The 11,516-nt window shown below is 53.6% G+C and carries 18 protein-coding genes; 9 read left to right on the top strand and 9 right to left on the bottom strand.

Annotation, left to right across the window (positions count from 1 at the left end; genetic code table 11):
• Positions 1 to 2 precede the first annotated feature (2 nt).
• From fliJ to fliR, 9 genes are all read left to right on the top strand, one after another.
• Positions 3 to 452 (top strand): flagellar export protein FliJ, encoded by a 450-nt coding sequence (gene fliJ, locus AC6I8D_RS17070; RefSeq protein WP_312053201.1) that lies wholly within the window; start codon positions 3 to 5, stop codon positions 450 to 452.
• Positions 449 to 1,759: a flagellar hook-length control protein FliK gene (locus AC6I8D_RS17065; protein ID WP_312758635.1), complete on the top strand. Its 1,311-nt coding sequence runs from the start codon at positions 449 to 451 to the stop codon at positions 1,757 to 1,759. The genes fliJ and AC6I8D_RS17065 overlap by 4 nt, the downstream gene beginning before the upstream one ends.
• A gap of 147 nt (positions 1,760 to 1,906) precedes the next feature.
• Positions 1,907 to 2,425, top strand: a complete 519-nt coding sequence (gene fliL / locus AC6I8D_RS17060) for a flagellar basal body-associated protein FliL (RefSeq protein WP_312053198.1) — start codon at positions 1,907 to 1,909, stop codon at positions 2,423 to 2,425.
• A gap of 5 nt (positions 2,426 to 2,430) precedes the next feature.
• Entirely contained in the window at positions 2,431 to 3,429 is a 999-nt protein-coding gene (gene fliM, locus AC6I8D_RS17055) for a flagellar motor switch protein FliM (RefSeq protein WP_312053196.1), read from the top strand.
• 3 nt (positions 3,430 to 3,432) lie between these two features.
• Complete coding sequence (gene fliN / locus AC6I8D_RS17050) at positions 3,433 to 3,837, top strand: flagellar motor switch protein FliN (protein ID WP_312053194.1); 405 nt, start codon at positions 3,433 to 3,435, stop codon at positions 3,835 to 3,837.
• Positions 3,837 to 4,241, top strand: coding sequence for a flagellar biosynthetic protein FliO (gene fliO / locus AC6I8D_RS17045; protein ID WP_312053192.1), 405 nt, complete (start codon positions 3,837 to 3,839; stop codon positions 4,239 to 4,241). Before fliN ends, fliO begins: the two co-directional genes overlap by 1 nt.
• Positions 4,238 to 4,990 carry a flagellar type III secretion system pore protein FliP gene (fliP, locus tag AC6I8D_RS17040; RefSeq protein ID WP_312053191.1) on the top strand — a complete coding sequence of 251 codons (753 nt, stop codon included), beginning with the start codon at positions 4,238 to 4,240 and terminating at the stop codon, positions 4,988 to 4,990. The genes fliO and fliP overlap by 4 nt, the downstream gene beginning before the upstream one ends.
• A gap of 12 nt (positions 4,991 to 5,002) precedes the next feature.
• Positions 5,003 to 5,272, top strand: a complete 270-nt coding sequence (fliQ, locus tag AC6I8D_RS17035) for a flagellar biosynthesis protein FliQ (RefSeq protein WP_312053190.1) — start codon at positions 5,003 to 5,005, stop codon at positions 5,270 to 5,272.
• Between the two features lie 3 nt (positions 5,273 to 5,275).
• Complete coding sequence (gene fliR / locus AC6I8D_RS17030; protein ID WP_312758632.1) at positions 5,276 to 6,055, top strand: flagellar biosynthetic protein FliR; 780 nt, start codon at positions 5,276 to 5,278, stop codon at positions 6,053 to 6,055.
• Between the two features lie 65 nt (positions 6,056 to 6,120).
• On the opposite strand, the gene AC6I8D_RS17025 is transcribed toward fliR, so the two are convergent.
• The 9 genes from AC6I8D_RS17025 to exuR form a co-directional block, all read right to left on the bottom strand.
• On the bottom strand, positions 6,121 to 7,095 hold the full coding sequence (locus tag AC6I8D_RS17025) for a glutathione S-transferase family protein (RefSeq protein ID WP_497820516.1): 975 nt from the start codon (positions 7,093 to 7,095) through the stop codon (positions 6,121 to 6,123).
• A gap of 75 nt (positions 7,096 to 7,170) precedes the next feature.
• Complete coding sequence (locus tag AC6I8D_RS17020; protein ID WP_312053370.1) at positions 7,171 to 7,584, bottom strand: DoxX family protein; 414 nt, start codon at positions 7,582 to 7,584, stop codon at positions 7,171 to 7,173.
• A gap of 202 nt (positions 7,585 to 7,786) precedes the next feature.
• Positions 7,787 to 8,071, bottom strand: a complete 285-nt coding sequence (locus AC6I8D_RS17015) for a YqjK-like family protein (RefSeq protein WP_312053186.1) — start codon at positions 8,069 to 8,071, stop codon at positions 7,787 to 7,789.
• Positions 8,071 to 8,466, bottom strand: coding sequence for a phage holin family protein (locus AC6I8D_RS17010; RefSeq protein ID WP_312053184.1), 396 nt, complete (start codon positions 8,464 to 8,466; stop codon positions 8,071 to 8,073). The genes AC6I8D_RS17015 and AC6I8D_RS17010 overlap by 1 nt, the downstream gene beginning before the upstream one ends.
• A gap of 2 nt (positions 8,467 to 8,468) precedes the next feature.
• Complete coding sequence (locus AC6I8D_RS17005; protein WP_312053183.1) at positions 8,469 to 8,774, bottom strand: ElaB/YgaM/YqjD family protein; 306 nt, start codon at positions 8,772 to 8,774, stop codon at positions 8,469 to 8,471.
• A 35-nt stretch (positions 8,775 to 8,809) separates the two neighbouring features.
• A complete protein-coding gene (locus AC6I8D_RS17000) occupies positions 8,810 to 9,184 on the bottom strand; it encodes a DUF1090 domain-containing protein (protein ID WP_312053181.1) in 375 nt (124 codons plus the stop codon).
• Positions 9,185 to 9,380: 196 nt separating this feature from the next.
• Positions 9,381 to 9,728 (bottom strand): EnvZ/OmpR regulon moderator MzrA, encoded by a 348-nt coding sequence (mzrA, locus tag AC6I8D_RS16995; RefSeq protein WP_497820515.1) that lies wholly within the window; start codon positions 9,726 to 9,728, stop codon positions 9,381 to 9,383.
• The gene (locus AC6I8D_RS16990; RefSeq protein WP_031377213.1) at positions 9,728 to 10,402 is read right to left on the bottom strand and encodes a DedA family protein; all 675 of its coding nucleotides are present in this window, start codon (positions 10,400 to 10,402) and stop codon (positions 9,728 to 9,730) included. Before AC6I8D_RS16990 ends, mzrA begins: the two co-directional genes overlap by 1 nt.
• Before the next feature lie 322 nt (positions 10,403 to 10,724).
• The gene (gene exuR, locus AC6I8D_RS16985; protein WP_031377212.1) at positions 10,725 to 11,501 is read right to left on the bottom strand and encodes a transcriptional regulator ExuR; all 777 of its coding nucleotides are present in this window, start codon (positions 11,499 to 11,501) and stop codon (positions 10,725 to 10,727) included.
• Positions 11,502 to 11,516: the final 15 nt, after the last annotated feature.

Genomic DNA, 11,516 nt, shown 5'->3' with positions numbered 1-11,516 from the left:
TAATGGCAACCCGATCGCCAATGGAAATGCTGCGCGAAAAAGCCCGCGAGCAGCTGGATGATACCACCCAGCAACTGGGTAAAACCCGGCTGAGCTATGAACAGGCGTGCGCCCAGCTGCGCCAGCTGGAGAGTTACCAACAGGAGTATCAGCAACAGCTGACGGCGCGCACCGCCGACTCAGGATTGCTGATTTCCCATATCCTGAGTTATCAGTCGTTTATCGACTCATTAAACCGGGTGGTAAAGCAATACAGCCACCACGTAACGGCCTGCGAAACCGCCGTCAATCACGCGGTTTCCGCGTGGAAACATGACCATCTGCGGCTTAACGCCTTTACCACGCTGAAAAACCGGGCGGATGCGGCCGCTCAGCTAAAAGAAAACCGGCTGGAACAGAAGTTAATGGATGAGTTCGCCAGCCAGACTTTATTAAGGAAGAAATTCGTATGATGGTTGCCAAAGTCGCCGCTATACAGCCAGTGGCTGGCACGCGGCTCGCGCAGGATGAGACGCCAGCCGATGCGCAGGCGTTTAGCCGGGTACTGGATGAGAAAACCACCGGCTCAACGGCAAAATCGCCGCTGCCGTCTCGCGGCCAGCCAAAGGGCAAGGCCGCCAAACCGGCAGACGACACGCCCACCGGGGTAGCCGATCAGCACGGCACTGGGTCAGCAGAAAATAGTGCGAGTGAGTCACTGATGGTGTGGCTGAATCAGCTTCACGATAGCCTGCCGACTGAAGAGACGGCCGAAAAAGTGACGCTGTCGGCGCAGGATGATGCGCTGCCGGACGGTGGCTTACCTTTTGGCGTGGCTCAGCCGCTGGCGCAGATGATCGTGCCGGATGTGACCCCGCAGACCGTTGAGACGGCGCCACTGGCCGTTGAGCCGGCAGCGCAGACCGTTGCGGCGGGGCCGCTGAGTGCAGAGCGCGCGGCATCCGATCAACCTGGCGTAGCGATGGCGGAAGCGGCAGTGCTGCCGGTCACCGCAGACCCATCGACCGGACTTGCTGAAGAGGGGGGTGCCGCTGATTTTACCCAACCTGCCACGCCGGCTGCGGTGCGACAACCGGCGGCCGATCAGCAGCTGGTGCAGGCTGACGCCACAGCAATCATCCCTTTTAGCGTAATGAGCGCGGCGGCGGAGCAGCCTCCTGCCACGCTGCAACAGGCAATCACCGCGATGCCGCTAAAAGTCGCGGCACCTGCTCATCCTGCAGAGCCGGTCGCTGCTCAGCCTGAACTTGCGCTCTCCTCTGCAGCGCTGCACCCGTCCGACAGCGCTGCGGGAACCGAGCCACCAGCCGCCAGTGGCCAGCTAACCCAGCAGATGGGTACGCCGGCCTGGCAGCAGTCGCTGGGCCAGCAGCTGGCCTGTTTTACCCGTAACGGGATTCAACACGCGGAATTGCGTTTACATCCGGAGGAGCTGGGCTCGATTCAGATCACGCTGCAACTCAAAAATGAACAGGCACAAATGCACTTTGTTTCGGCCAGTCATCAGGTGCGCGCGGCGATTGAAGCGGCGGTACCTCATCTGCGCAGCTCGCTGGCGGAATCAGGCATTGAGCTGGGTCAGAGTAGCGTGGGGGCTGATTCCTCGTCTGGCTGGAATGAATCGGGCCAGCCAGAACAGGCTGACCGGCAGAATTTCGCCCAGGCGCAGCGCAGTGAAATTAATCAAAACAGAGAAGAGCAGATTGAAAAAACTGTCAGAACAGTAAGTTATAGTACGGGCGTTAATACCTTCGCCTAAGGATGAATATTAAGTCGGGAATTGTTGACAGTTGTATCATCTTTTAAATCAATTACCCGACGGAATAATAGAATAGAATGCACCGCTCATCCAGCACGTCGCTTAACGTCAGACCTGACAGGATTGTGAACAGGATATTTAAATCTAATGCCAAAAACAAAAAAGAAAGCATCTGGAAACGGAAGTAAACGATCATTAATTATTTTGCTGCTGATGTTAATTATTGTGGCATTGGGCGGCATGGCTGGTTACATGTTTTACCAAATTAATACCATAAAGTCTCAGGGTAAGGCAGAGAAAGAGACCGCGCAAAAAACTGAACCCGCTGAAAAAAATGTCGCCGCAAAGCAGCCAATCTATATCGAACTGGATACCTTTACCGTCAGTCTTAAGCCGGTCGAAAATGATAGCGATCGCGTGTTATATGTTGGTTTAACGCTGCGGTTAAAAGATGAAGATTCGAAGGTGCTGATTGGGCAATTCTTACCTGAAGTTCGCAGCCGTTTATTGCTGCTGTTTTCTCAGCAAAGCGGGGCTGAACTGGCAACCGAGACGGGTAAGCTTGATCTCATCAGGAAAATAAAAGACGTCGTGAGTCTGCCATTAACCGATCAGCACCACGCAACAGTTGATGACGTATTATTTAATGCCTTTATTATACGGTAGAAACTATGTCTGACAGTATATTATCTCAGGCTGAAATTGACCGTCTTTTAAATGGCGGCAACAGCGCAGAAAGTGAAAATGTTAAGGCAACATCAGGGGATGACGAGATCAGACCCTATGACCCTAATACGCAGCGTCGTGTTATTCGCGATCGTATGCAGTCGCTTGAAATCATTAATGAACGGTTCGCGCGCCAGTTTCGGATGGATATGTTTAACCTGCTGCGCCGTAACCCGGACGTCACCGCTGGCGTTATCCGTATTCAGCCTTACCATGAATTTGCGCGTAATTTACCGGTTCCCACTAATCTTAATTTAGTGCATATGAATCCGCTGCGCGGTACCGCGCTCTTCGCTTTCTCACCCCACCTGGTGTCGATGGCGGTGGATAACCTGTTTGGCGGCGATGGGCGCTTTCCGACCAAGGTCGACGGGCGTGAATTTACGCCGACAGAACAGCGTATTATCAGACGTATTATGTCGATGGCGCAGTCCTCGTATGATGAGGCATGGAGTTCAATATTCAAGCTTCAGACCCAGTTTGTACGCTCAGAAACGCAGATCAAGTTTACTAATATCACCTCATCACCCAATGACATTGTGGTGACCACCTCATTTTCAATTGAGATAGGCTCGCACACCGGGGAGCTGGATATCTGTATTCCGTTCAGCATTATTGAGCCGCTGCGTGAGCTGTTAACCAATCCACCGCGTGAACATTCACGTCATGAAAATGAGCAATGGCACAGTACCTTATCGCATCAGGTACGGGATACTGAACTGGATTTGGTGGCCAGACTGGCGGAAATTCCTACCCATGTTTCCCGAATTATGAATTTAAAGAAAGGGGATGTCATTTCACTGGATAAGCCTGATGTCATTCAGGTCTATTCAGACGGACATCCTGTTTTTAGCGGTAAATATGGTCTGCTTAATAAACAGCTGGCGATTAAAATTGACGACATTTTCGCGCCCTCTTTATTACCTTTCAACAAGGAAAAATAACGAATGAGTGACACCATTCTGCCAACCGGTACTGACGAGCAGGCCGTTGACGATCTCTGGGGTGAAGCCATGAGTGAGCAACTGGCTGTTGAAAGCAGCGCTGCCACCCCGGCGCTGACGAAAGAAGAACCGCTGGTAAGTTTGTCAGAGGATCTGAATCTGGTGCTGGATATCCCGGTAAAAATGACCGTGGAATTAGGCCGCACCAAAATGACAATTAAAGAACTGTTGCGCCTGAGTCAGGGATCAGTGGTTCCGCTTGAGGGACTGGCCGGTGAGCCGCTGGATATTTTGATCAACGGCTATCTGATTGCCCAGGGCGAAGTGGTGGTGGTGTCGGATAAATTTGGCGTTCGCATTACCGATATTATTACGCCTTCAGAAAGAATGCAGCGACTGAGTCGATAATGAATACCGCGATCCCCGCCCACATCCAGGCTATTCCGCTGTTAAATGAAACGGCGTCGACCGGATCAATGTTGCTGAACATCAGTGGTGCATTATCGCTGGTGGTGATAACGATTGTGATTGCCGCCTTGCTGCTGCGCCGCAGTCGGTGGGGAGGCGCGCTGTCCAGCGGCAAAGGTTTGCTGGAAATTAAACACAGTTTTGTTTTGGGCCAGCGCGAGCGGGTGGTGATTGTCGAAGTCGCCGATCGCTGGTTACTGCTAGGCGTCACGCCGAGCGGCATTACGCTGCTGACCGAAATGGATAAGTACCACGCGCCTGACGAGGAGGATGACGCGACTACCAGCAATTTCCAGCAGATGCTGTTGCGCAGTCTCACTAAAAAATCGGGGAATCGCGGATGAAACGCGCCACGGGCTGGATCGGCCGTCTGGTGCCGCTACTGCTGCTGATGCTGCTCTGTTCGCGTTCAGCCTGGGCCGCTAACGGCGATATTCTGATTGGACATGGCGCGCACGGCGAAAACTGGTCGCTGCCGGTGCAGACGCTGGTGCTGTTAACCTCGTTGACGCTGCTGCCTGCCGTGCTGTTAATGATGACCGGTTTTACCCGGATCATCATCGTGCTGGGGCTGCTGCGAAACGCTTTAGGCACCGCCTCTTCTCCACCGAATCAGGTGCTGCTTGGACTGGCGCTGTTTCTGACTTTTTTTGTCATGTCGCCGGTGCTCTCCCAGGTTTACGATAATGCCTGGCTGCCGCTTTCTCAGGATAAGATCACCCTGCAGGAAGCGCTGGAAAAAGGGGCGCTGCCGATGCGTAATTTTATGTTTGAGCAGACCCGCCAGACCGATCTGGCCCTGTTTACCCGTATCGCCAGGCTGCCAAATTACGCCAGCCGCGATGCGGTGCCGATGCGTATCCTGCTACCGGCGTTTGTCACCAGTGAGCTGAAAAGCGGTTTCCAGATTGGTTTCACTATTTTCATGCCTTTTCTGATTATCGACCTGGTGGTCGCCAGCGTGCTGATGGCGCTGGGAATGATGATGGTGCCGCCAGCGACCATGTCGTTACCCTTCAAGCTGATGCTGTTTGTGCTGGTCGATGGCTGGCAGTTAATCCTCGGTTCACTGGCACAAAGTTTCTATAGCTAAGCGAGACATAAAATGACGCCAGAAAGTGTAATAGGGCTGGGTTTCCAATCAATCAAGGTGGCCCTGATGGTGGCTGCGCCGTTACTGCTCGGCTCGATGTTTACCGGATTGATCGTCAGCATATTACAGGCCACCACCCAGATTAATGAATCAACGCTGTCGTTTATTCCCAAGATCCTGACGGTGATCGTGGTGATTATTGTGCTCGGGCCGTGGATGCTGGGGACGTTAATGGATTATATGCACAACGTATTCAGTAATATCGCCACGATAATCCGTTAAATTATGCAAAGCCTGCCGCTGCCTGAGATCACCGACCTTATTAATCACTACTTTTGGCCATTAACCCGCACGCTGGCCCTGTTTTCTACCGCGCCGATTTTCAGCGAAAGAGTGGCGGTAAAGAAAGTGAGGATTGGGCTGGCGGTGCTGATCGCATTTCTTATCGGGCAAAACCTGCCGGACAGCCAGATTGCCCTGCTGTCGTTAACCGGCTTATGGATTACCCTGAAAGAGGTGATTATTGGCGCTGCTATCGGGTTGACGGTGCAGTTTATTTTTGCCGCCATGCGCTATAGCGGTGAAGTGATCGGCCTGCAGATGGGGCTTTCATTTGCCGCTTTTTTTGATCCCTCCGGCAATCAGACCATGCCGGTGCTGGCCAGAATTCTGAATGTGATCTTCACCCTGCTGTTTCTGGCGCTGGATGGGCATCTTTACCTGATTAAGGTGCTGGCCGACAGCTATAACCTGCTACCGGTTAGCGCCGCGCCGGTCAGTAACAGCGGCTTTTATCTGTTAACCGAGGCGGCGGCGATTATTTTCAGCTGCGGCTTAAGAATTGGCATGCCGGTGATTACGCTGTTGCTGGCGCTTAATCTGACGCTGGGCTTACTCAACCGGCTGACGCCGCAACTCTCCATTTTCGTCATCGGTTTTCCTATCTCGATCACGCTGGGGATCGGATCGCTGTTGCTGGTGATGTATAACTTCCCGCCGATCTTTCACGATCTGATGAATGATATTTTCACCACGCTAAACAGTATTCTGATCGGTTTTCGCTGACCCCTGCGGCGGCGGATCGGGCGAGACATCTCTGGCATCATCCGATCCGCATTGAGCAGGCTGGCTTAACCGCGGCCGTGCGGCTCATCCCAGTCAAACGCCGGTCCCAGCGAAATCACGCCGTTCGGGTTGATGGTCTTATGGCTGCAATAGTAGTGATGGCGGATATGCGGCAGGTTAACCGTCTCTGCGATACCGGGCATCTGGTAAATATCGCGCAGAAAGCCGCTGAGATTAATGAAATCACCGATGCGGTGACGATCGCATTTGAAATGGGTGACGTAGACCGGATCGAAACGCACCAGCGTGGTCCACAGGCGCAGATCCGCTTCGGTCAGCCGATCGCCAGTCAGGTAACGGTGCTGGCCGAGGATCTGCTCCAGCCGTGACAGTGAATGAAACAGCGCGGTGACCGCTTCATCATAGGCCGACTGTGAGGTGGCGAAGCCCGCCTTGTAGACGCCGTTATTCACCGTGTCATAAATCCAGCCGTTCAGCTCATCGATTTTTTCACGCAGGTCAGGGGGGTAATAGTCACCGGCCCGGGCACCAACCGCATCAAACGCGCTGTTGAACATCCGGATGATATCGGCTGATTCATTGCTGACGATGGTGTTCTGCTGCTTGTCCCACAATACCGGCACCGTCACGCGGCCGCTGTAGTGTGGATCGGCGTGCAGATAGAGCTGATAGAGAAACTCATTCTGATAGAGCTTATCGCCGGTTGCCTGCTCAAACTCATCGTCGAAGGTCCAGCCATTTTCCAGCATCAGCGGGTGCACCACTGACACATCAATCATGCTATCCAGCCCTTTAAGCTGACGCATCAGCAGGGTGCGGTGCGCCCACGGGCAGGCCAGCGACACATAGAGATGATAGCGCTCACGCTCAGCGGTGAATCCCGCTTTACCGTCCGGGCCGGCGCTGCCGTCAGCCGTGACCCAGTTGCGAAAGGCAGAGGCTGAACGCTTGAAGCGTCCGCCGGTCGATTTGGTGTCGTACCAGGTGTCATGCCAGACACCGTCAATTAGCTGTCCCATATTGCCTCCAATGCAAACAGGGCGAGGTTATTTCCTCGCCCTGTTAAGTCTGTCTGTGATGATGCTTATCTGAGTTTAGCGTGCAATCGCAGACTGTGGTTTTCTTTTGCTCAGCAGGCGGTCGATGCTGTAAGCGCCCGGACCCACCAGACCTAACACCAGGAAGCCGCCGGCAATCGACAGGTTCTTCATAAACATCAGCTGGTTTACGCCTTCGGCAAAGTTACTGTGGAACAGGAACGCCGTCAGGATGGTGAAACCGGCAGTAAACAGCGCGGTAAAGCGGGTCAGGAAACCGAACAGAATCGCCAGGCCGCCGCCGAATTCGAGCAGGATAACCAGCGGCAGCATTATGCCAGGCACGCCCATCGCTTCCATATACTGTTGGGTTGCCGCATAACCGGTGATTTTGCCCCAGCCCGCGGTAATAAACAGGATTGGCATCAGGATGCGAGCCAGCAACAAACCAGTATCTTCGAATTTTTTCATCATTTACTCCAGCGCTATAAATATTGCAGGACCGTTGCCCGCAGGGTTTATTCCCGCTGAAAGCTGTGCTGCCATTCATTGGGTTGATAGCTGGAGATAATAGTCGCGGCGCGGAAAGGTTGTAAGCGATATAAACTGTCGATGTTTTTCAGAAATTCTGATGAAGAGAAGCCGGTCTTTTCAGGACCGGCTTTAAGCAGGATTAACGCGGCGGCAGGGCGGATTTAATCATGCGCCAGGTACTCCAGGCGCCAAACCCGCGTTTTGCCCAGCGTAACAGCATGTTGGGACTGCGAATCGAGTAGATCGCCAGCGCGCTGCTGCCGATCGCCAGATAGCGACGTAAACTGAGGAAAGCAAACCAGCCGCGGTCGTAATGGGCGGTCCCTTCCAGCCAGTCACGGCGCGCAGCGCTGAGATCAAGCCGCTGCTGCTGCACATGCTTAAGCAGTTCATGGATGCGTTCTTCACGCTCGCGGCGGCTCATTAACGCTGATCCTCAAGTAAGCTGCGGTCAGTATCCAGCTCTTTGCGCGTGTGGCGCAACAGCGTGGACTGACGTGATTTACGTAGCGTCCAGAGTCCGAGGATAATCGCCAGCAGGAACAGCGTCCCGGTGGTGATCCCGATGGCCATCAGACGATACTGCGCATCCACGGCCCAGATGATCAATACCATCAGACTCATCAGGCCAAAAGCGGTGAACAGCATCGTCAGGCCAACCATCAACAGCAGCTGTATCAGGTTCGCTTTCTCTTCTTCCAGTTCCACCACTGCCAGACGAACGCGCGTCTCAACCATACCAACCAGCGTGGTAACGATACGCTGACCAATGTTAATGACCCCTTTAGCCGGGCCGTGGTTATGCTGTGAATCTGCCATGATTAACGACGCGAAATGAGGATGCCCAGTGCGACGCCAATCGCTGCACCGATACCAACACCCTGCCATGGATTTTCACGCACGTAGCCTTCCGCTTTCTGCGCGGCTTCGCGGGTAGTGGCAGCGATGCGCTCGCTTGATTCGCCTAAGCGCTCACGTGAGCTGTCCAGCGCCACACGCGCTTTGTTACGCAGCTTATCCAGCTCGCCTTTGGATTTCTCAGTGCTGCTGCTCAGCACCTCTTCGAGGGTGTCAGCAAGGTTTTTCAGTTCAGCACGCAAATGTTCCGATGATGTGTCTTTAGACATAAAATACTCCTTTAACATCAGTAGATTAATTCCGATTAATAGGGCTCCGCCTGTAACTTCTTCAGCTCCCGGCGCGCGTCATCCAGTTTTTGTTCTCGCTTAGCAATCTTCTCCTTGTCATGGCCCTCATCACGCTCTTCCCTGAGTTCGTGTTCGCGCTCAGCAACTTTCTGCTTCTGAGCGTTAATTCTTTCCAGATGCGCAGCTTCAAGCTTCTTGTCAGTGCAGTCGGCACGCACCTCGGTCAGTGCGCGCTCCAGACCGTTAACGCGACGCTGATTGTTATGCTTCTGCGCCACCTCAATCTCGCGCTGAATGTCCTGCTCTTTCTGCTGACACAGTGATTCTGCCGCCAGCAACGATCCTGACAGCGAGAACAGCGCGATTCCCAGTAATACTTGATATTTCATCAGGCTTTGTACCTTCCGTTGCTACCTGACCCATCACCACGCCGCGAATCCGCTGGCGCTGCGTGCTGAGAATCAACTCTCGGTTAAGCATAGACATCAGCGGTAAAAAGTTCAAAGAACACCGGGAGATAGAGTTCACTTCAGAGCGTGCCCGCCGGCGACACGCCCTGAGGTGATAACAGCGAGGAAAAGGAGATTACGCCAGCGACAGGCGTTGAGACTGTTCGTGTTGCGCCACAATAAAGCCCTGAGGCAGCAGACGGCGCAGAACTTTTTGCGCGGCCAGACTCTGTTCTTCACTGTCGAAATGAATGATCAGCGCGTCGCCGGCCGGGGTAATGCTCTTAATGCGAATCCCCTGGGCGCTCAGCTGTTGATAAAGGTAGAAGCCGTCGGGCAGAGTGGCACCGGCGTGGGAAACGCGAATCTGCACCACCGTTTCATGGCGCATCAGCGTCGGCGCAACGCCGATGGCAATCAGCGCAAAAACGCCAGCAATCAACCACGGCATCCACCGTTTAGGAATAGCCTGTAGTAATTTCATTACTCCGCTTTCCCGTTTTGATCCGCCTGTCGTTTACGCCATAAAACCACCAGCGATCCCACCAGGCCAAACACCAGCAGCGCCAGCGGCAGCATCATCAGGAAGAACATCAGTTCATCCTCATAACGGCGGAAAATCGGCGTTTTGCCCAGTGCAAAGCCCAGCACGGTTAAAATCACTACCCAGAGGAAAGCGCTGACCCAGTTGAAGAACTGAAAGCGGGCGTTGCTCAGGCCGGATAATCCGGCGATGGTCGGCAGCAGGGTGCGGACAAAGGCGATAAAGCGGCCAATCAGCAGCGCCGATAAACCGTGCCGGTGAAACAGGCTGTGAGCGCGCAGATGATATTGCGCGGGCAGATGGGATAACCATTTTTGCACCGTCGGCGTATTGCCGAGCCAGCGCCCCTGAATATAACTCACCCAGCAGCCGAGGCTGGCGCCGGTCGTCAATACCAGAATGGTTAAGGGAAAACTCATGGTGCCTTTAGCAATCAGCACGCCGACCAGAATCAGCAGACTGTCGCCCGGCAAAAAGGCGGCGGGGAGCAGGCCATTTTCCAGAAACAAAATCATAAACAGCACGCCGTAAATGGCCCATACCAGCGTGGGGTCGGAAAGCGTTTCGTAATCCTGTTGCCACAAGGCATGCAGCAACGCTTGCAAAATATCCATCAATCTTTCCTGAACATCATTGTTAAACATGTCCCACAGGACTTGAGCACAGACTGGCATTTAGTTGTAAATTTTAGGCGCGCAGCCTGGGCAGGATTTTCCGGATCCTTCCAGAATTGATCGTTAAATCAGCGACTTTATAAACCCCTGTCGCAAAGGGTAAGAAAAGGGCGATAACTGTAACAAAAATCACCCACCCGAAACAGGAAAACTGTTCGGCGAACAGGAGTTTTACCTTGTGAAACGGCGTGTAAAAAGGAGCTTTACATGACCTGACACTATTGCAGATTAACTGACCATGCCGGGCGCTTTTCCACCGCCGTTAACGGGCGTTATTTGACCCGTCTGGCAGGATGACCGGATTTTCCCCGAACATGTAACGGTCGACGTTAAATTCGAAATCATCCGCCGTGGCATTGAACAGCATCTGTTTAGTATTTTCCAGATGTTGCCACATCGCCAGTTTACTGGCGGCCGGATCTTTGCGCATCAGAGCTTTAAGGATTTGATCATGGTCGTCGCACCAGCTGAGGATGCTGCGCTGGTCGATATGCTCGTGGAGTTTGAGCCAGTAGGGATTGTGCAGGCGATGCAGCCACATTTTTTCAACGATGGCGGCTAACGCGCTGTTCTGAGTGGATTGGGCAATACGAACGTGGAACTGCATATCCCATTCGGAATCACGAAAATGATCTTCCTGACGGGCTTTTTCCTGAATCGCCATCAGGTCGATAATATCCTGACGGGTTACCTGGGTGGCGGCGAACTCGGCCACGTTACTTTCAATCAGCTGGCGTGCCTGCAGTAACTCGAACGGGCCGAAGGTGGCGAATTCCAGCTGGCTGCTGGTCGGTGCAATGCGGTTCTGCTGCTGGCTGGCCATCACGTGGATGCCCGAGCCCTTGCGTACCTCAACATAGCCTTCGACTTCCAGCATGATGATCGCTTCACGGACCACGGTGCGGCTCACTTCCATCTCTTCAGCAATCAGACGCTCGGCCGGCAGTTTCTCGCCGATCGGGTAGATTCCGGCTTCAATGCGGCGTTTCAGCTCGCTGGCCAGCTGTTGATAGAGTCGACGGGATTCAGTGAGGTCCATAGCACAGTCCAGGTA

Source organism: Pantoea sp. X-Soil-MYKO-1785, from assembly GCF_059730675.1.
The sequence above is the reverse complement of the archived record's forward strand: the minus strand, read 5'-3'. Positions and strand labels throughout refer to the sequence as shown.